17 protein-coding genes and 1 pseudogene are annotated in these 26419 nt (G+C 63.3%); 3 read left to right on the forward strand and 15 right to left on the reverse strand.

What is annotated here, in order from left to right; all coding sequences use genetic code 11:
• Window positions 1–594 (forward strand): hypothetical protein (locus NZ993_01185; GenBank protein ID MCS7154410.1); only part of this gene is annotated, 594 nt, incomplete at its 5' end.
• Between the two features lie 119 nt (window positions 595–713).
• Here NZ993_01185 and NZ993_01190 read toward each other — a convergent pair.
• The 7 genes and pseudogenes from NZ993_01190 to NZ993_01220 all read right to left on the reverse strand — a co-directional run bounded on the left by NZ993_01190 (window position 714) and on the right by NZ993_01220 (window position 8552).
• Window positions 714–1184, reverse strand: coding sequence for a hypothetical protein (locus NZ993_01190; GenBank protein MCS7154411.1), 471 nt, complete (start codon window positions 1182–1184; stop codon window positions 714–716).
• A 236-nt stretch (window positions 1185–1420) separates the two neighbouring features.
• Window positions 1421–1927 (reverse strand): annotated as a pseudogene (locus NZ993_01195) (class I SAM-dependent methyltransferase).
• A 277-nt stretch (window positions 1928–2204) separates the two neighbouring features.
• A complete protein-coding gene (locus NZ993_01200) occupies window positions 2205–2582 on the reverse strand; it encodes a hypothetical protein (GenBank protein ID MCS7154412.1) in 378 nt (125 codons plus the stop codon).
• A 328-nt stretch (window positions 2583–2910) separates the two neighbouring features.
• Complete coding sequence (locus NZ993_01205; protein MCS7154413.1) at window positions 2911–3282, reverse strand: hypothetical protein; 372 nt, start codon at window positions 3280–3282, stop codon at window positions 2911–2913.
• Between the two features lie 544 nt (window positions 3283–3826).
• On the reverse strand, window positions 3827–4009 hold the full coding sequence (locus NZ993_01210) for a hypothetical protein (GenBank protein ID MCS7154414.1): 183 nt from the start codon (window positions 4007–4009) through the stop codon (window positions 3827–3829).
• Window positions 4010–4322: 313 nt separating this feature from the next.
• Complete coding sequence (locus tag NZ993_01215; GenBank protein MCS7154415.1) at window positions 4323–5639, reverse strand: RagB/SusD family nutrient uptake outer membrane protein; 1317 nt, start codon at window positions 5637–5639, stop codon at window positions 4323–4325.
• 24 nt (window positions 5640–5663) lie between these two features.
• Window positions 5664–8552 (reverse strand): TonB-dependent receptor, encoded by a 2889-nt coding sequence (locus NZ993_01220; protein ID MCS7154416.1) that lies wholly within the window; start codon window positions 8550–8552, stop codon window positions 5664–5666.
• An 817-nt stretch (window positions 8553–9369) separates the two neighbouring features.
• Here NZ993_01220 and NZ993_01225 point away from each other — a divergent pair.
• Window positions 9370–9525: a hypothetical protein gene (locus NZ993_01225; GenBank protein MCS7154417.1), complete on the forward strand. Its 156-nt coding sequence runs from the start codon at window positions 9370–9372 to the stop codon at window positions 9523–9525.
• Window positions 9526–10014: 489 nt separating this feature from the next.
• Here the strand turns inward: NZ993_01225 and NZ993_01230 are convergent, their stop codons facing one another.
• Window positions 10015–13296 (reverse strand): TonB-dependent receptor, encoded by a 3282-nt coding sequence (locus NZ993_01230; GenBank protein ID MCS7154418.1) that lies wholly within the window; start codon window positions 13294–13296, stop codon window positions 10015–10017.
• 143 nt (window positions 13297–13439) lie between these two features.
• Between NZ993_01230 and NZ993_01235 the strand changes: the two genes are divergently transcribed.
• Window positions 13440–15644, forward strand: coding sequence for a S9 family peptidase (locus tag NZ993_01235; GenBank protein ID MCS7154419.1), 2205 nt, complete (start codon window positions 13440–13442; stop codon window positions 15642–15644).
• 130 nt (window positions 15645–15774) lie between these two features.
• Here NZ993_01235 and NZ993_01240 read toward each other — a convergent pair whose 3' ends face one another.
• From NZ993_01240 to NZ993_01270, 7 genes are all read right to left on the reverse strand, one after another.
• A complete protein-coding gene (locus NZ993_01240) occupies window positions 15775–17025 on the reverse strand; it encodes a hypothetical protein (protein MCS7154420.1) in 1251 nt (416 codons plus the stop codon).
• Window positions 17026–17086: 61 nt separating this feature from the next.
• Window positions 17087–18049: a formimidoylglutamase gene (locus tag NZ993_01245; GenBank protein MCS7154421.1), complete on the reverse strand. Its 963-nt coding sequence runs from the start codon at window positions 18047–18049 to the stop codon at window positions 17087–17089.
• A complete protein-coding gene (gene hutI / locus NZ993_01250) occupies window positions 18024–19259 on the reverse strand; it encodes an imidazolonepropionase (protein MCS7154422.1) in 1236 nt (411 codons plus the stop codon). The genes NZ993_01245 and hutI overlap by 26 nt, the downstream gene beginning before the upstream one ends.
• Window positions 19256–19633, reverse strand: a complete 378-nt coding sequence (locus NZ993_01255; GenBank protein ID MCS7154423.1) for a co-chaperone GroES family protein — start codon at window positions 19631–19633, stop codon at window positions 19256–19258. The genes hutI and NZ993_01255 overlap by 4 nt, the downstream gene beginning before the upstream one ends.
• Window positions 19634–19680: 47 nt before the next feature.
• On the reverse strand, window positions 19681–21099 hold the full coding sequence (locus NZ993_01260; protein ID MCS7154424.1) for a DASS family sodium-coupled anion symporter: 1419 nt from the start codon (window positions 21097–21099) through the stop codon (window positions 19681–19683).
• A gap of 12 nt (window positions 21100–21111) precedes the next feature.
• The gene (locus NZ993_01265; GenBank protein ID MCS7154425.1) at window positions 21112–23700 is read right to left on the reverse strand and encodes a M14 family zinc carboxypeptidase; all 2589 of its coding nucleotides are present in this window, start codon (window positions 23698–23700) and stop codon (window positions 21112–21114) included.
• 14 nt (window positions 23701–23714) lie between these two features.
• Window positions 23715–26333, reverse strand: coding sequence for a M14 family metallopeptidase (locus tag NZ993_01270; GenBank protein MCS7154426.1), 2619 nt, complete (start codon window positions 26331–26333; stop codon window positions 23715–23717).
• Window positions 26334–26419: the final 86 nt, after the last annotated feature.

Consider the following 26419-nt stretch of genomic DNA (forward strand, 5'->3'; position numbering starts at 1 on the left):
GGTACTGATTTAGAGACGGCCTTGGAGACCGCGGGTTACCTTAACGGCCATGCGGCGCTACACAAAACGCACCGGTTGTTAGAGCCGGATTTGTGGTCTTGGTATTGGAATGTTATGCAGAGGCGCGGGGCCACGATTTGGCTTGGGCCATATACGTTGGCCTTGAAGGAGCCTGGGGATTACGAAGATTTTGAGGATCGGGAGGATTTTGAGGATTTAGAGGATCTCGGGCATCTCGAAAATTTTGAAGATCTCAAGGTCCTTAAAGCTCTTGGTGTGGAGCGACTCAGGCATAGCTATATGCTGGAACTGCTTGCTTTAGCGGAAACAAAGGTGCCAAGGGATACCTCAGCGCGTTACGCCACTCTAGGGGAGGCAAACGGCAAAAAAGCGCCCGTACTGGCTAGCTTTTTTCAGGATGACTGGGTAGAAAGCCTAAAGGTTATCGTCAAGCGTTACGTGGTGGCACTCTTAAACGCAGCAAGGGGCCTGCCCATTTTGGGGCCGCGCAGCGGGCGCACATTTTTATTTGAGGCATCCCTAAAGCACCTGCGCTGGCTAGTTTTGCTGCAAATGCCTGGAAGCAGGGCCTAGCGTCTATTGCCAAGCATTACACCTTAGCGCCTTTAGGCGCGGAAGAAACCCAACCCCTTTTAGGGCTACGTAACGGACAAACGGCCCCGAAAGGGTTGTACTCCTAACCTAGCATGGCCTTATCTTCGACGATCTAAAAGCCAAAAGATCAACCCGACGTTGGGGATCGCGCGAAGCTGGGTGTACGTGGAGGTGGGCCGGGCCGGCGGGGTCTCAGAAAAACGCTCCCGCTCTTCACTCCATAGGAAAGCGCCCGCCTCCAAGTGCAGGCGTCTCCACAGCCTCAGCCTCAAACCGGGCTCTAAGCCCACGATCGTCCCGCCGCCTCCGAACACCTTGCCCGCCGAGAAGCTATACAATCGCGCATAGAGATCCCCGCTCTCCCCCAGCCGCAATCCCAAACCGGCGGAGGCGGAAAGTGCAAGCAACAGCCATCCCCCTTCTGCGTGCAGCACGATCCGGCCTGATTCCACTTCTCCGGCTAGTCCCAGACCGCCGGCGAACTTCAGCATGGGCCCAAAACGAAACGCGGATTGACCATAGGCCGATGCGGCCAGGCCGAGCGCCATGCCGAGAAGCACCCCTTTCATGAGACGCACCCCCCTTTCGATGAGCGGCGCAGCCAAGTTTAGGCTCGTCATGTCTCAAAGATCAAGAAGGCTTGCGCAGCCAACAGACAACCCGATCGCCCAGGGCGCGCCCGGGGCAGCCTACTTAGCGGCGCGTCGAGTTCCTCCAGAAAACGCAGCCGGTCCGCCCGGCGGGCCCAACATCGATATCTGGGAGGCGGCAAAAACAGCCATAATGCTTCGGCCCCCTTCCAAGGCTAGCCCGCGCATGAGCGCTTGAGCTCCCCCAGCCCGTAGTAACGCAGCGGCAGGCGCTGACCCGCCACGAGGGCTTGTCCCGTCGGTCGGGGCCATCGTCGCAGTCTGCCGAGACGCACCAGCGACAGCAGCTCGTCTAGCAGGGCCCATCGGTTGATTCCCACCAACAGCACCCGAGCGCCGGGCAGAAGGGCCTTGTAAAGCCTCCGCAACAGGGATCGTGGGTCGGGCAGCGCGTTCAGCCCCCCGAAATTCAGCAGCGCCGCCGCATGGCGACGACCCCGATCCGGTTTCCCAAGGCGCAGATTAGCCCGCTGAACGTATATGCGATCCGACCAAGAGGCAGTCTTGCGCCGCAGCAGCTCGAGCATGGCAGAGAAGGCGTCTACGGCGCGCACGCAAAAACCGCGCTCCAGCAGCCAACGCGCGTCCTCGCCCGTGCCGCAGGCCAGATCCAGCACCCAGGGGCCAGGTTCTAGCTTGCGCGCCAAGCGCGACAGCAGCCGCTCCCAAGCCCTCCGGACCTACCCCAGATGCGAAAACGAAACGTCGTATGCGGTAGCGTAGCGGTCGAAGGCCTCCGGAACGCAGGACCGGTCAGCTTCGGGTCCAAGCGCAGGCATACATTCCCGAGGCCGCAATCCAGCCCCTTAGACGCTGCCAGGTTGTGCGTCGCCTTCCGGCGTTGGCCACGTATCGGGTGGCGAAGTAGTAGAACAGAGCCCCATGGCGCCCCCGAAAACCCAACTCCCGATCCGAGCTCTCGGCCCATGGACGGCAACTTTAAGGCGATCGGTCACCAGAAGCCGTACCCTTAATCGGGTAGGCCACGGTCACCATGCCCTGGCGCCGAAGCAAGAGGGCGGCAATCCGCACCTCCTCTACGCGGATGCTCGTGCGCATGGCCTGGAGCACGCGTTCTGAGCCCGACTTCACGCCCATCCAGAGCGTTTGGCACCCGGAACGAGCCAGCGCCCAGAAGACGTTCAAGCCAATCGGCAAATCGGCCCATTGAAGACACTTGTAAGGCAGCCGAGGCCCGCGCGATTCGACGGCCGCATCCCAACGCTCAAGCCACACGGGCTCAAGTCCAAAGATATCGTCCACGAACCAGATACGTTCGGCCGCGTAATCGCGCCGTAAGCGCTGGATCCGTTTCACAGTGCGTGCTGGTGATTGGGCCCTATACAGATGCTCAAAAAGAGGCTTGGCGCATCAAGCGCAGCCGTACGGACAACCTCGCGAGGCGTTGAGATTGAAAGATACGTACCTGCAGCGCAGACGCCCAGAAACGCCTGTGGCGGTCCATATCGATCAAATCCCAGACCAGATCCAGGGAAGGGAATCCAAGTCGAGCTCCGGTTCAAAAGCCCTCCAGGGGCGTGGACAAACAGAGCCTGGGGATCGGCAGGCCAGGCACCTCAGGCTCCGATTCGTCTCGGCCCACGGCCTCAAGCCATCGCAAGACGTCTCGTTGAACGCAGCACGCTCAGGCGTCAGCCTGCCAGTGCGGCTCAGGGCAATCTGCCGCATTGGCGCTGCCAGTGAACGCCGGAAGACCCCTTCGGGCCGCCTCCTCGAGCATGCGGCAGGCGGCATCGCGCATTCGAAGCGGGCACATCGTGGAGGCGTAATGCAAGTGATCATCATACAGCACCACCGCATCGGGACAGCTATGACCAAGCGCCTCCGCAAAAGCCTCCGGACCGGAGGCCGGCGTGGCGTCGAAGACGCATACCCGATATCCGGACTTGCGCAGCACGGAGGCCAGCACAAGAGTGGCCAGAGGCGGATAGGCGGCCCCGGCGCGACGCATTTTCGGATGATCCGGAGCGAGGGCGCTAGCCACCAGGATCCACATCGGGCTCCTCCCAATAAAGCGCGCGCTTTAGCCCCATCGCCGCAGCTGTTCGGCGTAAGCGCGCAAAATCCGACCCCGAAAATCCAGAGGGTGCGCCTTGGAGGCACACGGGGTGCTGCGGAACCGAAAGGCGCGCTCCGCATCGGAAAGCTCCGGATAGCGGCGCGCCCAGGTGTGCTCCGAGAACAGCCGCAGGCGTTCGTCTTAGAGATTCCACTTCGCGCCTCGCAAGGGCTTCTCCAAGCGCGCAGGTGAGGGCTGGGCTCTCTGTTGGGGTTGATCGTCCAAGTGGCATTGGGCAAAAACCGACGCACCCCAGGGTTGGCCTCCGGCAGCCTGGCCTTGTATCGACGCCCCTGCAGGGGACGCAGCGTGAGGGGCTCCGTTGCCGTAAACGGATTGCGTTCCGGTATCGGCAGGTGGTCCTCGGTTATGTAAGGTAGTTCAGACAGAGCAGACGACGACGATCGAAAAGGAGCGTCTTCTTAAGCCCAATAAGAAAAGAGCGCACTATCCAAAGCCGGCCTTCGGCTACGACAAGGAACTAGTCCGGGTCCGCGCCGGAATCCGCCACGCCCTCGGCCAGCTGGCCCGATAGCATGACGGCTCGCCTGAAGGGCACCTGAAGAAATACGGCCACAAGATGAGCCACGCGAAGCCAAAGCCGGGCCCGGCGTTCCCCCCTATGGAACGTCGGGCGGCCAACGCCTTCCGGCCCGGAACGCACCAGGGGCCGCCCACCAGAACCAGCCCCGAATGGGCCACAAAACGAGCAAAGACGCTCTGTTGCGTCCTTACGGGCGAAAAGCGCCACAGCGCCGTTGCAAACGCACCGGGCGCAAGGCGATGGAGAGCAGACTCACCCCGCAAGGCCGGCTCCCCCGGCCACGGCGAACCCTCGGCATGAACATCGGACCCTCCTCCCGCCCGACTCCGAAGTGAGTAAAAACGATCGTCCCTCAAACTGCAAGGACTCTTGAAGACCAACAAAAAAGCCCGCCCCTCTGGTCCGGGGCGGGCTTAGGGAGGGTTCTTTGCGGTCAGCTACGTGGATAATTGGGATTGGAGTTGCGCTCGATGCGCGGGATGATCAGAAACAGCTTAGGGGCGCTTAGGATCACATTCCGAACGGGATCCTCCGAGGCCGGTCTACCGGCGTTCTCCTCGCGCACCACACCGGGGATGTAGCGCTGCACGAAATTCGCCCCGTATGTGGCCCAGCGGCGCATATCCGCGATCCGCTTGCCCTCCAGCCACAGTTCCACCCCGCGCTCCCGAATAAGCAGCGGCCAGGCCTCTTCGACCGTGCGGGCCGAAACCAGGGGCAGGTTATAACGGAAGCGCGCGTTGTTGGACTGCCGGACCTCGTTGATTTTGGCCACGGCCGTCTGCACATCCCCTTGACGCAGGGCATATTCCGCCTCCAGCAGGCGCATGTCCGTGCCTTTGATTACGGCGATGGGATCGGCGTAGCTGCGGTATTTGCGCTGCCGCCAGAAGGGCCGACGGCCGTCTCCGCCATTGCGCCCGGGCACGTCGTACTGCACGCGCGGATCGCCTTCCGAGGCCGCTGGATTGGTGAGGTTTAGCCCCCAACGGGCGAAGGGCGTGCCCCAGACAGAGCACTCCTCGCGCAGAAAGCCCCACCAGTAAAAGTAGTTGCGCTCCCGATCGGTTTTATCTGCGTGGATTTGGTTGAAAACGAAATCCGTCGGGATCTGGCGCATGTCCTGCAGAGCCTCGCTCCAGCGGCCCAGCTGCACGTAGCACCAGGCGCGGCCGCCTAGGGAGGAGAGCAGGATATCCCGGTTGTTGATGGCCTGGGCGATCTGAATAGCCCGGTTGAAGTACCCGATCGCCCGCTCGTAGTAAACCGTATGAGGCTGCGGCCCGCCCCCGTTGATCACGGCCTCCCCGTAGTGATCTCCCATGACCCGGTTCATATGCCCAGCCCACATGGCCACAGTGGCTACGCGCGCATCTCGGTCTGGGTTTTCAACCAGCTTGCTGATGCGCTCCACGGCTTGCTCAGCTGTCCAGCGGGCCTGTGAGGCCCCGGACCAGCGGCCGTCTGCCTCGGTCCAGTCATCGGGTATGCCGTTGCTCAGGAGCCGCAAGCCGATCCAGGTGCCCACGTGCACAAGCTCATCGGTGAGCATGGCCCCGGCGTTATACAAGCCGCCTCCACCCGGGATCGTCGTGGCCCAGGCAAAGTCTCCAGCCACGCCGTTGACGATCGGATCGATCGCTTTAGCGTCATTGAGGTATTCATCCTGGATCTGGCCCGGGTTGGTTACGGATAGATCGCAGGCTCCCATCCAAAGGGCCAGAAGCGCTATAGGCCAAAAGCGTTTCATCGTCTTTCACCTCCTTGCCCGCGCTTAGAAGCCGATCCGCAGCCCAAAGACGATCTGCCGCGGCACCGGGGTGCCGAAGTACTCTTGCTGGCTCAGGTCATTAGGGGTGTTATAGGCAGACTCCACCTCCAGCATGGGGAATTTGAACCAGCGCCAGAGGTTGCGGCCCGAGGCATAGACCATAACGGAACGCACATGCTGTCCCACAAAGCGGCTCAAGAAGGATTCGGGCACGCGATAGCTCACGGCGACCTCCCGCAACCGCCAGTAGTCGGCCGGCACCACGACGTTGCCGCGCGGCCCGCCGCGGCCCCAGGGACGCTTGATATACTCCTGCATCACGGGATCGTTTTTGTACTTATCCCAGTGCGCCCACAGCCCGACGGTCTGTCCCGCCTTGTCCGGCAGCACAGGATCGTTGACCGTCACGGTCCAGTTCATGAGCCACCGGAAGGTCGTGCTCTCCAGGTAATGCCCGCTTGCATGATCAAAAAGCACCCGCACGTTCAGGTTGCGAAAGAGCGTAAGATCCGTCGACAGCTGAGCGGTCCGAATTGGAAAGGAGGGTCCGATGTAGTCCCATCCGCTTGGCAGCGTGCCGTCGGGGTTGCGCAGCAGCTGGCTAGCAAGCCCGACCTGGCCATCCTTGAGGATGTAACGATCCTCAAAGTAGGCCGCCACGGGATAGCCCACCTTGTGTTTTTGGGACCACTGCACGGAGATCTCAGGCATCCCAGCTAAGTCGAGCACCTTGTTGTAGTTGGTTGAGAAATTGGCCTGAAAACTCCAGCGGGCTAGGCTTGTGTTGAGCGCCACCAGTGTGGCGGATAGCTCTACACCCTTATTACGCAGCTTGCCGCGGTTTTCAAGCTGCGGATTCGGGAAGCCCTGCGAGGGGGGATACTGGACCGAAAGCAGCGCGTCGCGCGTCTCCTGAGTGTACCAGGTGAACTCTAAAGCAAGCCGGTCGCCCAAGAAGGAGGCGTCTACGCCAAGCTCTCGCTCATGGCTTACTTCTGGACCCAGCTTGGGGTTACCTAGGTTGAGCGTGGTCACTCCGGGCTTCCCGTCCGCAGCCGAGATCGGCTGCCAGGTCCGAACCGCATCGAAGGTGCCCGGTTGGCGGCCAGCGGTGCCATAAGCCGCGCGCAAGCGCAAAGAGGGGATCCAGAAATCCCGAAGGAGCTCCCAAAAGCGTAGTCCGGAGAGCAAGATCGAAGCGTTGGCACTGGGGTATACGTGATACGGATAGTCCTTTCCGAAGGCGCTATGCCCGTCGACGCGCGTGCCCACATTCAAGAACAGGACCTCCCATAGGCCCAGGCCGGCCTGTGCAAAGGCGCCGGCGGATTTGACGTTCAGGCGGCTTTCGGTGCCCTCGCGTACCGCGGCGGCGGCGACCACCGAAAGCCCCGGTGTCGGAAAATCGCGCCCCGTGGCCGTATTCGAACCGTATGCCCGATCGTAGTACTGCCAGCCCGCTGTGGCGTTTACGTTAAGCCACGGGCTAATCCGACGCGAAAAGCTCGTGGCGTATTCGAAGCTTATGGTCGTAGCGTCGCGCCGGTAGTTGACTTTTCGGCCCAGGGGAACCGGAGAGACACCCCCGTAGGGGAAGTATTCCGTGTTGTCGTAGTTGACGATATCGGCGCCTAGGGTGACCCGGTGGTTGAAGCCCTCCATAGGCCGGTATTCGGCCGAGAAGGAGCCGGTAAAACGACCCGACTTGCCGCGCACGTCTACGTTGAGCGCCTCCTCGGGGCGCATAAAGCGGCCTCGAGGACCGCCACCTAGACCGTTAATGGCGATCCCATAGATGTTGTTCGCATCCTGAGGGAAGAACACCTCCCGCGTAGCGTAGCCCGTGTTAAAGCGCACGATCAGGTTCTGCCGAGGCAGCAGCTGCAAGTTGAGCCGAAAATGCCGGGCCTCCTCCCGGTTGCCCTTGAGCACACCATCTTGATTACGCAGCCCAGCTGAGGCGTAGTAGTTAAAGCCCGCCTGTCCGCCGGATACAGACAGCTGCTGATCTAGGATCTGCCCCGTGCGCACAAAGTTTTCATAAAACCACGGGCTATAGAGCGATACGTTCCACCAGTCCAGAGGCGTGGTGCTTTGGCCGAGCTCGCTGCGGTATTCCCAGCGCGGCGCCCCCGTGCGCCCGGTCCGGGTGAAGATCTGGATCACCCCCGCGGCGGCCTCGGTTCCGTAGATGGTCGAAGAAGCCGCGCCCTTGACGATCTCCACGCGCTCGATGTCCTCCGGATTCAGATCATCAAGCCCTGTCCACGAGTATCCCCCCGTCCAGACGCCCAGAGCCGTGGAGTTGTCGATGCGCACCCCGTCTACGTAGATAATGGGCTGAATACCTTGGGTTACGCTCACAGGGCCGCGGATGAGGATCTTCGTCCCCTCACCCGTTTTGCCTCCGCCCGGAAGCACGCTCACCCCTGGAGCGCGGGCCTGCAACAGCTGGGACATGTTTAGGATCGGGGCGTCTTCAAGCCGCCTTACGTCCAATGTCGCGATGGAGGCGCCGATCTCCTTGCGGGCTGCCTCCCGAGCCACCCCAGTGACGACGACCTCTTCTAGGTCGATGGCCCGCTCGCGAAGCGCGAAGTTCACCGTCGCGGCCTCGCCGGCGCGCACGGTCACAGACCGAGAGGCGGTCTCATAGCCCAGAAAGCGAGCTTGAATCGTATAGGTACCGGGCCGTACGGCTAGCGTATAGCGCCCCTGATTATCCGTGGCCGTTCCCCATGTGGTGCCCATGACCACGATGTTCACACCGGGCATCGGATCACCCGTGCGCGCATCCGTGACCCGGCCCTGAATAGTGCCCGTCTGGGCCCAGCTCGCGTTCGCCCAGGCTAGCACATATCCCAAGACCGCGACGATGCGTAGCCTGTTCATGCCGTGTACCTCCTCCTTTTTGACAAATCAGCCTGCCCTTGAAGGCCCAAACCGTGTAGTAGGTATACCAAAATCGCCGGCAAAAAATCAAGGTCATTCACCTCGAAAGGCGTGCACGCCGGGCGTTTTTAAAAAATCTTTAGCGATTTTAAAAAAAACAGCAGTCCAACGGATGCCGCACGCCCCAACGGCTCCCGTAGCCTCGGAGGTCCCGCTTACCCTTATTGCTGGACGCAAGCGCGCCGCTGCAGGCGGGAAAGCGAGCTTCCAATGCGAAAACCCCCAAAGGGCGGCGCTCTGGGCGGGCTCTGGTCCGTTGCCCCATTGGACCGAACGGAGTAGGGCCTACTGGACTAAGAGGAAAGGACAGATTCGAAAGCCCGTACTCCTCTTGGCTGATCCGGGGCCGAATGTCAAGAGGATTCGACCCGCAGCCGGAGAATGCCCCAAAGGCGCCAGGCCTGTCCGGAGGGGGCGGAGCAGCTGGGCCTGCGCTTACCTACCCTCCCCGAACGGGAAACCCCTCTCTGGCATCCCGGCTCCAGAGGCCGGCACCGGCGCACGGATAGAGAAGCGGAGAAGAAGTTCGCGCCATTTGGATGCCAAAGTGCAGGTGAGGCTCCCTAAAATGCCCCGAGGTACCGCACCCCCCATAAGCTGCTCCTGCCCCACGCGCTCTCCCGGCCGCACGCGCACGCTCCCCCGGTGCAGATGGGCAAGCAGGCTATGCTCCCGCTTGCCGTGTCGGATGATCATGTATTTGCCCAGTATTACTTCAAACGAAAGGATCGATCACCTCAGGCCGGGGGCAGTCGGGATGCCGGTTTTCGACGGCCACCGCCGCGCCGTCTGCGAGGTCCAGAACCGGAGCGCAGAGGGCGTAGTAATCCCCAGGGCGCCACCTCTTGTTGCGGTGGCTTTTGCCATGCGCATCCCGAATGAGCACATCGTAGGCGTAACGCTGTCCGAGTAGCTCCCAAGAGCGAAACGTATCCGGATCGGGACCGCCGTTCTACGCATACCAGTGACCCCGAAAGGGGAGGCCATAGGAGGCCTCCTGCTGGTAGGTCTGCGAGGTGGGTATGCGAAAGCGGTAGCGCACTAGCACCGCAAACTGAAGCAACTGCTGCACCAGAATAGGCGGGGAAGCCCGGCAGCTAGGGCAGGTTCGGATAGGTCCCGGCGGCGCAGAGTTTTTAAGAAAGCCCTCAGCCGAAGCAGGACCCACGTTAGCACAAACAGGTCGGTGGCAATCCAGGCCGCCTCCAGGGCCCGCACTGCACGCCTGGCGGGCCAAAGCCAGAAAAAAGGCTAAACGAAAGAAAACCCTAGAACGCAAGATCCCTTAAGACCCCCCCAACCTTGCCCGATGCTCATGCGGCACGTTCTGGCCTTCCTTGGCAAGCCAAAAGGTAAGGGGGCCTCTCAGGGGCCCCCTTCCCGGCTCATTTTGCCACCCTTCCTAGAAGGCGATCCGCAGTCCGAGCTGAGCCTGCCAGCGCGAGCTCAAGTCCACGTCCGGGGTAAAAGACTGCGTGAGCGGCTTTCCGTCTCGATACGGGAAGCTGAAGACGGGCACCCCGTCGGGATCGACGCGCACAAACTGAATCGGGCTTGTCGTGATGGGCCGATAGACCACACCCCAGTTGGAGTTGAGCAGGTTGCCGAAGTTGATGAGGTCCAACGACACCTCTACCGATGTTCGGCGGCCTGCTATGGGGACGTAGAAGGCCTGCTTGATGCTCACGTCTACTCGATTGACCCAAGGCGTTGTGGCGCCCCCTCGTTCGGCGTACTTGCCGCGACGCGTCTTCAAGTAGGAATCCTGCTCGATGAACGCGTTGAGCTCGCGCCAGGCCTGGGCCGCGTCGGCCTGCCCCGTGCTGGGCACAAGCCGGATCTCGCTCGCATCCCGGGGCACGTAGATGAGGTCGTTGCCCGCGATGCCGTCGCCGTTCATGTCCCCGCCGTAGACATAGGAGAAGTTCGAACCCGAGCCTCCGACCCAGACCACCGAAAGCGTTGTGCCCGATAGCCCGAAGGCCTCTAGCCGGTAGTTAACCAGCCCCACGAGGCGGTGCCGCTGGTCGTAGACGGAGTATCCCAGCACGGGCTCATTGGGGTTCGTATAAATTTGGTTATTGAACCAAGCCGTCGCGGCGATTGCGCTCGTAGAGGAGGTCAGATCGCGCGCCTTCCCGTGCGTATACGAGAAGCGCCCATAAAGCCCGCGCAAAGGCCCACCGGTAAAGAGTTTCTCCAGCTGGGCCGTGAGGAAGTATTGATAGCCCTGGCTGGTGTTGTCCAGTACGATGGCGTTGGTGACGCTGGAGTTGATCCGGTTGGCCGCAGCGCTGCCGGCAAAGCGCGGCCGGCGGTCAGGGCCGTTGAAGGTCCCGATCGGATCCCGGAAATTGGCGTCCCAATGGAAGACAGCGTTGATGTCCTCGGTGTAGATTCCCTCCAGGGTGGCGATCACGTCACCGGGCAGGCGCACATCCAGGGCTAGGTTGGTGCGCCAGACCTGCGGGAATTTGAAATTCTCGGCCGTCACGTTGATGAGCACCGTGGGGGGAGCTTGCGGGTTGGCCGGAATATAGGTGCGACGGTCTGGGCTGAAGACGATTTGGCGGTTGTCACCGGGGTTGCGCAGCACGAAGAAGCGGTTGTTGATCTGCGCGCTGGGCGCGGAGACGAACGTTTCCCCGAGCAAGAGGCCGTTGTTGGAAGCCTGATTCGAGACCCACACGAACGGGATCTTGCCCGTAAAGATGCCCGTGCCGCCGCGCAGCTGCAGACGCCTATTGGCCCAGACATCCCAGTTGAAGCCCAACCGGGGCGACCACAGGGGGGTGGCTTTGGGCAGCCGACCTGTATCGATCTTTAGACCCCGGGCGAAGGTGAGCTGGGCTACGCGCTCGTTGGTCTGTAGCTTGTTAAGGAAGATCGGCATATCCACGCGCAGGCCTAGCGTCAGGCGCAAGTTGTTCAGCACGCGCCATTCGTCCTGCGCGTAAGCGCCAAACTGCCAGGCGCGGATCTTGGCTATTGGCACCTCACCGCCTGGCAGGAGCGAATACTGCAAACGGAAGACACGCGGCTGCGGCACGTTCGAGGCGGTGGGATTGGGCGCGTTGATGTGCTCTAGAAAATCCTGCGCCGAACGGAACACGTAGTAGCCGTACCACCAGGGCGTAAACCAGTTGTCCGTGGCGTAGATCTCGTTCGACGTCCCCACCGTGATCGTGTGCCGGCCCAGAAAAGCCGAGAAGTTATTGGCCAGCTGCCAGATGTTCGTATTGAGCCGGTTGTTGGCCGTAAACGGCTCATAACCAAAAGAGGTCATCGTCGTGGAGGGGTTGCTCAGGATGTCCACCAGCGGGAAGGGATCCGAGAAGGCCTTCCGGAAATCGCGCAACGCCGTAAAACCTACGGTGAACTGGTTGGCGTAGCGGTTGCCAAAGGTGGAGTTGAGCTGCAAGATGGCCGAATAGGCGTCGTTGTTGATGTTGTAGTTGACGCGCGAAAAGGGCACCGTGTTGGGTCCGTTCTGGCGGCCGCCGATGGAGCCGGAGTTCGATATGGGGATGTCCCGGAAGGAGTTGAGGTAATTGAGCCGCAGCGTGGCCCGATGCGTGAGGCCTAGGTTCCAGTCGAGCTTAAGGGTCAGATTCTCACTGGCGGAGTTCAAGTCATATGGGTCCCAAGAGCCCGGATCGTAGTTGAACTTCTGCAGGAGCGCGTTACGAAGCTGCTCCAGCACGGCGCGGTCGACCGCGGCCACGTCCGGACCCGTCTCCGTGGGGCTGGTGCGGGGGCGGAAGGTGGCGCCAGGGTCAACGCGGCGGCGGATCTCGCCGTTGGCGAAGAAAAACAGCCGGCCGCGCACAATGGGCCCTCCAATGGCTACGCCCGTCTGGCGCTCCGAGAAGCGCACCGGGGCCACCTGGGCGTCGGCTACGCGCTCAGAGACGAAGTCTTCGTTCTTGACGTAAGAGTAGGCGGAGGCCTTAAACTCGTTCGTACCTGAGCGGGTGACCACGTTAATGCCCGCCCCCGTAAAAGATCCCTGCCGCACGTCGTAGGGCGCGATATCCACGGTAATCTGCTCGATCGCCTCCGGAGAGATGACCTGGGCCCGCGTTTGCCCCCCCACTTCGGAGGCGAGTCCAAAGACGTTGTTCAGCACCGAACCGTCGATCGAGATGTTGTTATACAGATTGTTCCGACCGGCAAAGGAGTTGAAGCCGGTTGTCTGAGGCGTGAGCCGGGTGAAGTCCGAAAGAGCCCGGTTGATCGTGGGCAACCGCTCGAGCTGCTCCCGACTGAAAAACGTCTGGGCGCCGGTGCGGTCCGGATTGATCACGCCCAGGCGCTCTCCCGTGACAACGACCTCTCCAGCCTGCACGGCCGCCTCCACCAGGCGAAAGTTGAGCTCTAGATCCTGGCCTACTACGAGCTCTATACCGGAGCGTTCTTCGGTCCGATATCCCACAAAGGAGACCCGCACGGTGTAGGGGCCGCCAGGCCTAAGGCCGGTTAAATTGTAGCGGCCGTCTGCGCGCGTAGCCGTCCCATACTGCGTACCAGAGGGCAGGTGCACCGCCACGACGTTCGCGCCCGGTAGCGCCTCCCCGCGCTGATCTAAGACCCGTCCACTGATGGCGGAGGTGGTCACCACCTGCGCCCACAGGATCTGACAGAAACCCAGCACAATAGCGGCAGTTGATAGCCAACGTAACATGGCACTTGCTCCCTTTTCTGTGAGCCGCGGCAAGATACAAAGCGCCCGCGGACGGGAAAAAGGGGCAACAGAAGTTTAACCTTGGCTGCGTCGAGATGTCCACGGAGCGTATCTTGGGGGCGAACGCATGATGGGAGGAGCCTATGTGCGGGCTACGCTACCTGGTGGGAATCGGGGTTCTGCTGGGGGCGAGCTTAGGGGTATCGGCGCAGGAGCGGCTGAGCGTGCCCCTGATCTTCGGCTCTGGCGCCTTCGCCGCGCAGGAGCTGCGCGGCTTTCAGTGGAGCGCCGACGGACGGGCCTACTACGTGCTTGAACCGGATCGCGAAAGCGGGCTAGCCGAGCTGTGGGCCGTGGAGCTAGCCACAGGCGCCAGAAAGCGCCTCGTAGCGGCCGCGCAACTTGAACCCGAGGGCGAAGCGCGGCGCATCCGCATCTGGGATTACCAGCTCAGCCCCGACGGCCGACGCGTGCTGCTGTATACGGATGCGCAGCAGGTCTGGCGTCAGTTTACAAAGGGCAAGTACTACGTCTTTGAGCTGGATTCCGGACGCCTTTGGCCGCTGAGCCGCCAAGCGGGCTGGCAACAGTTCGCCAAGTTCTCCCCCGACGGCCGGCGGATCGGCTTCGTGCGCGAACACAACCTGTTTGTCGTCGACGTACAGACGCGCCAAGAGACGCAGCTCACCTTCGATGGATCCGAGACGGTCATCAACGGCACCTTCGACTGGGTCTACGAAGAGGAACTGGATCTGCGCGACGGCTGGCGTTGGAGCCCTGATGGCGAGCACATCGCCTTCTGGCGCCTAGATCAGAGCCACGTGAAGGTATACCACCTGCTCGACAACCTGGGGGATTACTCCCAGATCAAGGCCATCCGATATCCCAAAGCCGGCGAGGAAAACGCTCGGGTGCAGATCGGAGTCATCGAGCTGCGTACGCGCGCCATCCGGTGGATGGACTTGGGCTCCGATCCGGACATCTACATCGCGCGCATGGATTGGACACCGCTTCCCAATACGCTATACGTGCAGCGGCTCAACCGGCAGCAAAACCGCCTGGAGCTGCTCTTTTACGACGCAAACACCGGTCAGGGACGCCTGATCCTGGAGGAGCGCTCCCCTACGTGGATCGACGTGCACGATGAGCTGCTCTTCCTGCCCTCGCGTCGGGCCTTCTTGTGGGCTTCGGAGCGCACCGGCTGGCGGCACCTGTATCTGTACGACCTTGAGGGCCGGCTGCTGCGTCCGCTCACGCAGGGGGAATACGAGGTGTTTTTAGCCGGGGTCGACGAGCGACGAGGGTGGGTCTATTACACCTCCACGGAGGTCTCCCCTCTGGAGCGACACCCGTTTCGCACGAGCCTAGACGGCCGCCTGCGACCGGAACGGCTCTCCACGGAGCCCGGCACCTATGGCCTAAGCCTCTCCCCAACGGGGGAATACTACCGGATCACGCATTCCGGCTTCACCCGTCCGCCCCAGAGCTGGCTTGTCCGGTTTGACGGGCGCCAGCGCCGCCTGCTTTACGACAACGCGGCCTTGCGGGAAGACCTGACCCGATATCGGATGAGCCAGCCTGTATTCTTCCGCTTTCGAACTCGAGATGGCGTGGAGCTGAACGGATGGATGATCCGGCCCGCGGATTTCGACAGTACCCGACGCTATCCCGTGGTGATGTATGTCTACGGTGGCCCCAACTCGCAAACCGTGCGCAACGCCTGGGGCGGAGCCAATTACCTGTGGCACCAGATGCTGGCCAACGAAGAGGGGTTTATCGTGGTCTCCGTAGACGGCCGCGGCACAGGGGCCCGGGGACGAGCCTTTCGGGACCTCATATACCGGAATCTGGGCCATTGGGAGGTACACGACCAGCTGGAGGCCAACCGCTACCTGCGGAGCCTGCCGTACGTGGACAGCACCCGAATCGGCATCTGGGGATGGAGCTACGGGGGATACGTAACAGCCCTGGCACTTACCACCACGGGCCGCGCCTTCCGATGCGGGATCGCCGGCGCGCCCGTGCTGCATTGGCGGTTTTACGACACGATCTACACGGAACGCTACATGGATACCCCCCAACGCAACCCCGAGGGCTACGCGCGCAGCGCGCCTCTGACACACGCAGAACGCCTAGAGGTGCCCATTCTGATCATCCACGGAGACCAAGACGACAACGTGCACCCGCAGCATTCCCTGCAGTTCATCCACCGGCTGCAGCAGCTCAACAAAACCTTTGAATTCATGTACTACCCAGGCCAGCGCCACGGCGTGCTCGGACCGCAACGGGTGCATTTGTATACGATGATGACGGACTTCTTCCGTCGACACCTAAAAACAGGCTCCTAAGGGGCCCGCCTCTTGATGGGGCGGGCTCGGGTTTTGAGGAGAGGCGCCGACGCTGCCACCGCCGCGCTGTGGGTGTGGCTATCTTTTGCGCATCGCCGCTTGCGGAACCCTCCCGCGATTGCGGGAGGGGTTATCGGGGAAGCAGGCCCAATATGCCTAAAAAGAGCCGCCAAAGGCCCCGAAGTCGGCTCGGTTGGGTGGCGGCGGAAGAGTCGGTCTCGTGAGCCGCCGTAATGGCCCCTTGGCGCCTGGCCTGCTGATCCTGAGCCCGAAGGGCGGCCAGAACCCGATCCGCTTGCTCAGGCTGCCCCATCGCACGCAGGGCTTCGGCTAGCAGAAGCACCAACGCACCCTGACCTCGCAGGCGGGCTCCGGGTTGCTCCAAGAAGGCCAACAGCTCCCGCACCGCCTCGGGATGACCCTGGGCCAGCAGCCATCGGGCGGCCTTTCGGTAAGCGGCGGGCTGCGCTCGCTTGCGAGCCCATTGTGTCCACAGAGAGAGGGCCTCCTCATGACGGCCGGCCTTCAGATAACGCTCGGCCCAATAGGCCACGGCGGCCGAATCCCCCTCAAGCAGCAGATCCGGAGACGGAGCCAATAGGCTCAGCTCCACCTGAACTGCCCACCCCTCTTGGCCGGCGCTTCGTAGGGCGGCAAGCGCCCTTTGAATCCGCTCAGGACTTCGGACCGAATCGGGCATGTCGAGCAGATAAGTCCGTAGCCCCTCAGGTTCCACCTGGGCTAGCCAGCTTATCAGGCGCTGCTCTGCAGCCGGCTCCCGCAGGGCCCAGCTGCCCACAAGCCGAAGGGCCGCGCTCTGCCAAAGAATGGCTTGCGCGCGGTCTAGCTTCGCCCAGCGCCCGCCCAAAGCCCACAGTAGATCGGCCCGTTGGGGGTGGAATACGGAATCCGGTTCGGATATGAGAGCGAAGCGCAGCGCTCCCGATAGGACCTCCAGAGCCCAACGGCGCACCTGCTGTGGGCTCTCCTCCCAGAGCGCCTCCCAGTCGGCAAACCACCTTAGCCCCTCGCCCCGCCGATAGCCCGCGGATATGACCCAGGAGGCGGCCGCAAACCAGCGGCGCACAAGCGCCGAATCCCCCATCGTCCGGATGCGTTCAGCCGGAACCTGGTGCAGCGCCTCGCCTTCGCGCCCCGTCCAGCAGGCGGCCTCCAGGGCCAAGGCGGAGGCCGCCCGCTCTAAATCGAGCTCCCCGGCGGAGCGCGCCTGCTGCGCCACCTGTAGGGCCAACTTGTAGGCGTCGGCCCATCGGTTGAAGAAGCGCGCGCGCTGCGCCTCCAACCACAGGGAATCGAGCTCCTGAGCCAGCGCCCCCGCGGAGCTCAGTAGCAAGGCTAAACCTGAAAACATGATGCGCACGGGGCCTCCGCGGTTGGTTATATGTAGTAATGAACCAAAATCCATGCCGTGGCTGCAGACCTCACCCTCGTCCCCAACGCGCCGCCAGGCCCTGCACGAAGGACCACAGGATCAGGGCGCTCAGGCGGGCCGTCTGGCCGTCTCGATCCAGAGGAGGTGAGCATTCGACGAGCTCGAAGCTGGAGACGGCCGGATGCCGACCGCAGCGACAGGCGAAGGATACGGCCCATTCGGCCGATAGCCCCACAGGCGATGGAGCGCTCACCCCGGGGGCGTCGGCCTGCCGGATGCTGTCCAAGTCGAAGGACACAAGGATTGGGGCCGGGGTCTCGTCCAGAAACGTCCAGTCTTCGTTTCCCATCAGCGCGTCCCACCAGTGGACAAGCCCTCCGCGTTCCCGCACGTAGGCGACATGGTGTTCGGACACGGCCTGCCGTTGGGCCCCCAGGACCCGGTATTGCTGTACGCAGGCGGCCGGATGCTCAAGAGCCTCCCGGAAGGGCGAGCCGCTGTGGGGACGTCCTTCGCGCAGGGGCCTGACGTCAAGATGTTGATCGACGTTGAGCAGGCTCACCCGGCGGCCTGAGCGCACATACCCCAGAAAGTGCCCGAAGGCCGTCTCGTGCCCCCCGCCGAGCACAATCGGGATGAGGCCCTCGGCGAGCAGGGCCGCGATCAGGGCGGCCAAGCGCTCCCGGTCCGCCTCCAGGGAGGTGCCGACCGAGAGGTCTCCCAGGTCCATGGTGCGCTCCCAGACCGAGCTTGCCGAGGCGGGCGTCATCCGATACAGCCAGCGTCGGATCTCCGAGGGGGCCTGGGCGGCTCCGGCTCGGCCCTGATTGCGTCGTATGCCTTCGTCCACGGGGAAGCCCACCAGGGCTACCCGATAGAGGGTCCAGTTAAACGGGCGCCCGTCGAATCGGTGCAACAGATGCCCCACGCGCCGATCGGCGGCCTCCTGAACCCGAGGTATAAGCTCCGGCCCCACGGGTCGTAGTTCAGCAAACGGGATCGAGCTGGCCATAGAGCAGTTGGCCCCGCTTCCAGACGGCTCTTACGGGCATGTCCCCGCCGTGGTAGAGTACGTACGCCGGGCTAGGGTGGTCTAACAGCACCAGATCGGCCTCATATCCCGGAGCCAAACGGCCGATCCGATGCGCCTGTCCGATAGCTTGGGCTGCTGCGCGCGTTACGGCCACCCAAACGGCCTCTGGGCTCAAACCCATTTCCACGCAAGCCAGGCTCATCACAAAAGGCAGGCTGTAGGTGGGCGAGGAGCCGGGGTTGAAATCCGTCGCGATCGCTATGGTGACCCCGGCCTCCAGGGCCTGCCGGGCGGACGCGTAAGGTTGGCGCAGATAAAAGCTGCATCCCGGCAAGAAGGTCGCCACCACTCCGGCCTCGGCCAGCGCACGGAATCCCTCCGGCGAGGTGTGCTCCAGATGATCGGCCGAGACGGCCCCTAGCTCCGCCGCCAGTCGGGCCCCTCCGGAATCGCGAAACTGATCGGCGTGCAGCTTGATCCCCCATCCCAAGGCCCGACCCGCCATAAGAAGCAGCCGCGCCTCCTCGGGGCTGAAAGCCCCCTCTTCGCAGAACACGTCTACGAAGCGCACCTGGGCCGTCTGGGCGAGCTCGGGCATGAGCTCCTGGCAGAGATAGGCCAAATAGCGGTCTCGCCGCTCGGCGTAGTCGTCCGGCACGAGGTGAGCCAGGAAGCTCACGTGTAGCTCCACCGGGTGGCTCTGGCGCAGGGCGGCGTAGATCGCCAGCTGCTTGCGCTCCGTTTCCAAGTCCAGCCCGTAACCTGTTTTGGCCTCTACGGTCGTGACCCCGAATCGCATCATGCGATCCAGAAAGCGCCGCGTCCGCAACAAAAGCTCCTCTTCGGTGGCCACACGCGTCTGGGCCACCGTGCGGCGGATCCCTCCGCCCTGCGCGGCGATCTGCTGGTAGCTAAGCCCTTGCAGGCGCAAGCGGAACTCATCGAGCCGATCCCCCCCGAAGCAGAGGTGCGTATGGCTGTCGATGAGGCCCGGCACAAGCGCCCCGCCTGCTCCCGAAAACGCAGGCCAGGCGCCCAGAGCCTCGGGCAGCTCCCGCTCAGGGCCTATCCAGAGGATCCGACCCTCTTGTACGGCCACCGCGGGGTTTTGTATGGGGGCGACCTCCTCCGGGCCCGACCCTTGCATGGTCCACGCTTCGCCTAAGCAGCGCAGCACAAAGCGGTTCACGGCTCGGCCTCTTCGGAGTCCGCTTCAAAACGCGTGCGCACTAGCACCAGGATGGCCGACTGGGGCACGACGAAGTACTTCTTGCCTTCGTAGACGATCTCCACGGCCTGTTCCTTTAGGAACATCGCGTAATCGCCCTCTTCGGCCTGCAAGGGCACGTAACGGACCGTTGGGCGTTCGCGCCAAGGCTCCTCCTCAAACGGCCCCGGTATGGCGTATCCGGGCCCGACCTTGACGACGTAGCCCGAGGAGACCTTCTCTTTTTCTTTAACCGTGGGGGGTAGATAGAGGCCCGTTTCGGTCGTTTGCTCCCCCTCTTCGGGGGCGATAAGCACCCGATCTCCCACCACGAGGAGCTCTTTTATCCACCGCATAACGGTTCCATGGCCCTCGGTTTGTTCAAAGATAGCAGCCGATCCCCTTAGTACAAGGCCGCCACGACGGCTACGAGCACCAGGACCCCTACGAGGTCCAACCACAGCCCAACGCGGACCATGTCGGAGATGTGCAGGTATCGGCTTGCGAAAACCAGCGCGTTTGGCGGGGTTCCGGCCGGCATCATGAAGCCCAAACTGGAGGCGATCACGGCCGGCACCGTAAGGGCGAGCACGGATTGGCCCGTGCTCTGGGCCGCAGCTGCCAGCAGGGGCACAAGCAGGGCGGCTGTGGCCGTGTTGGAGGCGAATTCCGTAAGCAACAGCGCCACGGCGGCGGCGGCGAACATGAGCCCAAGCGGCGCCCACGCGGCCGATTCGGCAAAAAGACCGCCAATGACTCGGTCTAAACCGGAGCGCTCAACGCCTTGCGCGAGCGCAAAACCGCCTCCGAAGAGCAACAGGACCTCCCAGGAGACGAACCGGCTCCAATCCCCGCCTAGTACGCGGGTAAGGCGTCCCTCTCGGTCTCGAACGGGCCACAAGAAGAGCGCCAAGGCAGCGCACAAGACCACGGTCGTATCATCTACCCAAGGCAACCACCGCCCCCAGCCCGGCCAGGGGCCCAGTCCGGTGCGCGTAAGCCAAAGCAGCGCGGTAAGCAGGAAAACGACCAACACCACCCGCTCAGCCGGATGCCAGGGCGGCAAGATGCGGCGCCGCTCCAGAATCGCCTCAGGGCGATAGCCCAGCTGCGGCTCCGGATAGCGGAAGGCCGCAAGCAGCAGCCCGTAGGCGGCCAGCAGCATCAGGGCCGCGATCGGAACCCCCCACGACATCCACTCCGCAAAGCCGGGCGCGAACTCCGGATGGTGTTGGCGCAGGTAACCGAGCAGAATGCCGTTTGGCGGGGTGCCCACGATCGTAGCCACCCCGCCGATGCTGGCTGCATACGCCACGGCTAACAGCACCTGCTTGGCGAAAAGCGGCTTAACCGGGCCCTCCGGGATCTGATCCAGGATCGACAGGGCGATGGGCAAGGCCACAAGGGCGGTGGCCGTGTTGGACATCCACATGGACAGAAACGCGACCGATAGCAGCAGCCCCAGCACCACATGCCGGGGACGGCGGGCGAAGCGGCCCAGAAGCCCGAGGGCCAGGCGTTCGTGTAGCCCCCAGCGCTGCATAGCGGCGCCAAGCAAAAACCCGCCTAGAAACAGAAACACCGTCGAATTGGCGTACGCCTCGGCGGTTTGCAGCCCGGGCGGGATACTGAGCAGCGGAAAAAGCACCAGCGGCAGTAGCGCCGTCACGGCAAGGGGCACGGCCTCCGAAAGCCACCAAAGCCCCATCCACAGCACAACGGCCGCCGTGCGCCAGGGCAGCGAATCGGGCTGGCCTTGGCCGATCGCGATGAGCAGCAACGCCAAGCCCGGACCCGACCAACGGGCTAGCTTCCGCCCCATTGAGGCGATTCCCTAACGGCTTGGACCCAGCAAGATCGCATTGAGCAGCAGCCCGTGTCCGTCGACCCAAAAGGCCCGGAAGGCGGGGTTGTCGGCGAACAGGATCACCCGGCCCCGGCCCACGTCCTCGGCCACAATAGCCGCCCCTGAGGCGAGGTGACGCATCAGGCGCGCGGGCACATAACCGTTCAGCAGGGGTTCGGATTCGTATACGGCCACGTTGCCCACGTTGTCGAGGGGCTCCAAAACCAGGGTGCCCACCTTGAGCGTCACGTAGCGGTTCCCGTAGCCGTAGGCGACCGGGTGCGTCGGATCTAAGCGCACCCGCAACAGGGCCCCGGGTATATCGCCCTCGAGGGCCAGGCGCTCGCTTTCGGCATAGGCGGCGCGCCGGAGGCGCTCCTTTCGGGCTTCATCCGGTTCGGGCGTCCGACGCACCTTGGCCTGCGTCCAGCGCGCCCTAGATTCGGCCGCCCATCGCGCAGCAGAACCGACGGCCACCAGCACCCCCCCGCGCTGAATCCAGTCGCGGATGCGGGCCTGCGTGGTGGAGTCGATGCGACCGTAGTTTCCGGGGGGAAGCAAGAGCACATTGTAACGGCTTAGGTCCAGGCCGGCCAGCGCGGCAAGGGGCACGTTGTGATAGGGAACTTCAAAACGCCGATCTAATAGATACCAAATGGCCCCAAACTCCGCGGGGTTGATGCCCTCGCCGGTGAGCACGGCGATGCGGGGCTGTTCAAAGGTGGAGACGTAGTTAGAGCCCAGATCAAATCCCTCCTCCACGAAACCGCTTTGAGCGGCGTAAATGCGCACTCCCGCCTCGGCGGCCACGCGGCGCATGAGCTCGACAAGCGCGGAGCGGCGCTCCTCGTTTCGGGTCAGCGGAATCACCAGAGTCCCGGCCGGATAGCGCCGCCCGTCCAGCCGAAAAGGCCGATGCGCCAGGCGCATTCGGATCCCTTCGCGCATCAGCAGCCCGATGGCCTTTGGGAAGAAGTACTGATCGGGAGGTATCAGATAGGCGTATCGGGCCTCGCCGCCTATGAGCTCTCCCCCCGGGCCAGGGGCCTCTGTTACGGGCTCTAGGGCCGTCAAGGGGGTCGTGGTGCTGTAAAAGGGCACTAGCCCAAACGCATACGGCAGCGTCCAGGCGGTGATGTCGTAGGTAAGGGAATCGGAGAACTCCGTGCGCCGCTCCATAAGCGCGCGCACCAGAGCCCCCTTGGGCTGAGCGGTGACGATCACAAAGGAACCTGCCGGCAGATCGACCGTTTCGGTCCGATCGGTAGCATAATTGTAGACGGACACCCGCCGCACGGACTCCCGCAGCCGGGCCACCTCCACACCCTGATCCAACAGCAGCCGCAGAAACAGGTGCCGGCGGCCTAAGTCTCCGGCCTCCGGGGGCAGGACGTAGGCCTGTACTTCGTTTCGGGACACGCGCACGATGCGTTCAAAGGCGGCCCGAAAGCGCTCCAGCAACTCCCGACGGCGCTCCACGGCCGTACGCAGGGTGGCCATCGAGCTCGTGACGTGATGCCGGATGCGGTCCTCTAGCCGCAGCAAGGTACCGTCGCGCAGCTCCACGGCCGTGCCCGCAGAACCGCCTCCAGCCTGCTCATACGTCATGCCCGCCGCACCGTTAAGCGAGGGCCAGGAGTCTCCATAGCCAGGATAGAGCAGGTCGAAGTTCTCTCGGGTGAAGTACAACCAGCCCCGCGCATCGAAGGCCTCTCGGTTGCCCTCCCCGAATACGCGCATGTTCTCCAGCACCTCAGGCGGTATCTGGCGGTGTATGGGCTGGGCCGCGGGGGCGAAATAATACGGGGACTCGCGCCCCTGCTCGTGATAGTCCACGTGCACGACCGGCATCCACCGGTTGTAGAGCCGAATACGGGCCTGCGTCTCCAGTTGAGTCATCCAGGCCCAGTCCCGGTTGAGGTCGAAGAGGTAATGGTTTGTCCGCCCGCCCGGCCAGGGCTCCGCATGCTCCCAGGCCTCCGGATTGGGGTCAGACCGTTGACCTTGGGCTTGGTTGATCCAGCTTGCGTATCGGTCGCGGCCGTCCGGATTAAGACACGGATCTAGAATCACCACGGCCTGCCGCAGGATGCGCTCGGTAAGCGTATCGGTTCCGGCCGCAAGCTGATAGGCTACGCGCATGGCGGCCTCGGAGCTGGAGGCCTCGTTGCCGTGCACGTTGTAGCTGAGCCAAACCACGATGGGCAAATCTACAATAACGGAACGCACGTCCGGATAGCGACGGGGATCGACCAGGCGCAGATGCGCCTCCCGGATCGCCTCCAGTCGGGCCAGGTTTTCGGGGCTGGAGAAGATGGCCACCATAAGGGGACGGCGCTCGTATGTCTGCCCGTATCGCTCCAGCCGCATGCGATCGGAACGGGCGGCCAGGGCCTCGAAATAGCCCACGATGCGGTGATGATAGCTGAAATGCTGCCCCAGCCTGTATCCGAGCCATTCCTCGGGGCGGGGAACGTCGGGCCTATAGGTGCCACCGGGATATAGGGGGTCCTGCCCGTAGACGGGACCGAAAAGCCCCACGCAGGCCAGCAGCAGGCGCAGCGGGAATTTGACCATAAACTGTCCTCCGATCACAAAGCGGGCAACAGAAAAACGGCGTTCCAGAGCATGCGCTGATAAGCCAGCCAGTACATGCGGAAGTTCGGGTTGGGGAGCATGAGCACGACCTTGCCTCGACCCATCTGCACCAGGGCCGCCCAGACGCCCCCGGCCAGTTTGGCCCGGTTGTAGGCGCTGATGAAGCCGGAGACCTTCAGGGTGTTCGGGTCTGCCCCGTATCGGCCGGCCCATGAGATGCCGCTGGCTTGCGGGTTCCAGCGGAAAGCCTCCGCAAGCTGGGCGAAAACGTAGACTTCGCCCTCCAGCCCATATCCGAGCGGATGCGTCGGATCCAGCTCCCCGCGCAAGGCCACGCCGGCCAGCTCCTGATGGCGTTGGTCGTCTTCGCGCGCCTCCCAGCCCAGACGGGCCGTGTAGGCGTCGCGAGCTCGTTGCAGGGCCTCTTGGGGACGGACGAGCTCAACACGCGTAAAGCGGCTCCGATCCTGCGTGAAAAACAGCGCCGACCCCTCCAAAGCCACAAGTACGCCTCCGGATTCGACCCAAGCCCGCAGCCGGGCCTGCAAGGTGCTGTCGATAAAGGGGCGCAGGTTGCCGCCGCCCGGGAACAGTATCACGTCGTAGCGGCGCAGATCGACCTGAGCCAGGCTGCTCAGGCGCACGGGGTGCACCGTGTATCCCAGCTCCTGCTCGAAGGCATACCAGAGCTGCCCGTAGCTATACATCGAAATGGGCCGGTCGGCCACCAGCAGCACCCGGGGGGGGCGGATCGGAATGTGCGAGGGCGAGGCCAGATCCCGACCCGATTCCACGAGCGCCCGCTGGGCCCCGTAGATCCAAACGCCGGTCTGATCGGCCAGGCGCCGCATGTCCTCGTGCACGCGATCGCGCAGCGAGTCCGGCTGCTGACCGAGCAGCAGGATCAGGCTGCCTCGGGGGAAATCCCGGCCTTCGAGCCGAAAAGGCCGCCCGGCTGAGCGCACGCGGTAGCCCCACCCCCACAGGCGCACAAGGGCCCGAGGGGCCTGCACATGATCCCATGGGATAAGATAGGCGTAGGCGGCCGGCAAACCGCGCACCTGGCCCCGATACGTCGGGGGTTCGGTTACGCGTTCCGTGGCGACGTTCAGAGGCTGCTCCGACCAGTAACCCTCGACTCCGAAGGCCAGAGGGGCAGACCAGGTCGAGACGTCGTAAAAGAGCGAATCCTCCAGGGCCATCTCCCGCAACAGCAGCGTGTGCACGAGAACCTGTCGGGGCTGATCGGCGCGAACGATCCAGGTGCCGGCCGGAAAGGATCGGCTGGGGCCCGGCGCCCCGGTCCGGTAGTCAAAGGGTCGGGGCACCACAAACGGGGCCCGGGCTCGTTCTATCTCCACCCCGTGCGCGTGCAGAACGCCGAGAAGCCTGTACAGATACGACTCCGTTCGATCCGGAAACACGTACAGGGCCGGGCCCTTTCGGAGGCTGATGCCGTCGCGGAAAAAGCGCGCCATGTAGCGCAGAAGCTCCTCTCGGCGTTCGACGGCCTCCTCCAGCGCGGCCATCGAGGTCAGGAAATGGTTATAGACGCGCTGTCGGAAGCTAAGCATCGTGCCGTCCCAGGTCTGCACAAGCAGCCCTGCCCGGCTGCCCCCGCCCTGTTCGGTGAGCATGCCGATGGCCCCCTGCAGGCTGGGGTATGAGGACCCGTAACCGGGATAGAAGAACTCGAAGCGTTCGCGCGTAAAGTACTGAATTTGCTCTCGGTCGAAGGCGCGGTTCATGGCCTCCCCGATGCGTTGAGCCAGCTGATGGTTCTCCTCGGGCAATAGCAGGTTGCGGGGCCGCATGCCCGGCATGGTGAAGTAGTTGGCGTTGTAGTTCTGCTCGTGATAGTCGATGTGCACCTGGGGCAGCCACTGCCGGTAGGCCGCGATGCGGGCGCGCGATTCCGGATGCACAAGCCAGGCCCAATCGCGGTTGAGGTCGAACAGATAGTGGTTCGTCCGCCCGCCCGGCCAGGGCTCCTCATGCTGCACGACGTCGGGGTTGTCATTGGGCCTGAGCTGCCGGTAGGCACGAAAGTACTGCACATAACGCTCCCGGCCGTCGGGGTTCAAACAGGGGTCGACGATCACCACAGCTTGGCGCAAAATGCGCAGGGTGCGCTCGTCTTGGCCGGCCGCGAGCTGATAGATCACGCGCAGCGCGGCCTCCGTGCTGGGCGGCTCATTGCCGTGCACGTTGTAGCTGAGCCAGACCACAACGGGGTTTTCGCGCACGATCCGCTCCTGCTCCGCGGCGGAAAGCGTGCGCGGTTCGGCAAGCCGAAGGTTGGCCTGCCGAATCTCCTCCAGCCGGGCCATGTTGGCGGGGTCCGTGAGCACCATGTAGTGCAGGGGCCGGCCCAGATGGGTCTGCCCGTAGCGGACCAGACGCGATCGAGCGCTTGCGCGGGCGACAGCCTCCAGATAGGCCACCACGCGATCGTAGGGCGTAAAGTCCTCCCCCAGGGTGTATCCCAAAAAAGTCTGCGGGTGGGGTACCTCGGGCGCGTATCGACCACCGGGATAAAAGCCGTCATCCGGAACCTGCGCCCAGAGCAGATAAGGCCACAACAGCGGCCCCAACAGCTTGCGCATCCGCATGCGAGCACCTCCTATTGCAGAGCAGGTGAAGCGGAAAATACGCGCTGCGGGGCGGGCTCAGCAACGCGCCATACAAGAGCGTAACA

The sequence above is a fragment of the Bacteroidota bacterium genome, assembly GCA_025059945.1.
In the GTDB taxonomy this organism is placed as follows: domain Bacteria; phylum Bacteroidota; class Rhodothermia; order JANXDC01; family JANXDC01; genus JANXDC01.

Coding starts and splice junctions, on each gene's coding strand:
- NZ993_01190 (MCS7154411.1), bottom strand. CDS start 1,184: ATGAAAGGGGTGCTTCTCGGCATGGCGCTCGGCCTGGCCGCATCGGCC.
- NZ993_01205 (MCS7154413.1), bottom strand. CDS start 3,282: ATGTGGATCCTGGTGGCTAGCGCCCTCGCTCCGGATCATCCGAAAATG.
- NZ993_01215 (MCS7154415.1), bottom strand. CDS start 5,639: ATGAAACGCTTTTGGCCTATAGCGCTTCTGGCCCTTTGGATGGGAGCC.
- NZ993_01220 (MCS7154416.1), bottom strand. CDS start 8,552: ATGAACAGGCTACGCATCGTCGCGGTCTTGGGATATGTGCTAGCCTGG.
- NZ993_01225 (MCS7154417.1), top strand. CDS start 9,370: ATGCCGGTTTTCGACGGCCACCGCCGCGCCGTCTGCGAGGTCCAGAAC.
- NZ993_01230 (MCS7154418.1), bottom strand. CDS start 13,296: ATGTTACGTTGGCTATCAACTGCCGCTATTGTGCTGGGTTTCTGTCAG.
- NZ993_01235 (MCS7154419.1), top strand. CDS start 13,440: ATGTGCGGGCTACGCTACCTGGTGGGAATCGGGGTTCTGCTGGGGGCG.
- NZ993_01245 (MCS7154421.1), bottom strand. CDS start 18,049: ATGGCCAGCTCGATCCCGTTTGCTGAACTACGACCCGTGGGGCCGGAG.
- NZ993_01255 (MCS7154423.1), bottom strand. CDS start 19,633: ATGCGGTGGATAAAAGAGCTCCTCGTGGTGGGAGATCGGGTGCTTATC.
- NZ993_01260 (MCS7154424.1), bottom strand. CDS start 21,099: ATGGGGCGGAAGCTAGCCCGTTGGTCGGGTCCGGGCTTGGCGTTGCTG.
- NZ993_01265 (MCS7154425.1), bottom strand. CDS start 23,700: ATGGTCAAATTCCCGCTGCGCCTGCTGCTGGCCTGCGTGGGGCTTTTC.
- NZ993_01270 (MCS7154426.1), bottom strand. CDS start 26,333: ATGCGGATGCGCAAGCTGTTGGGGCCGCTGTTGTGGCCTTATCTGCTC.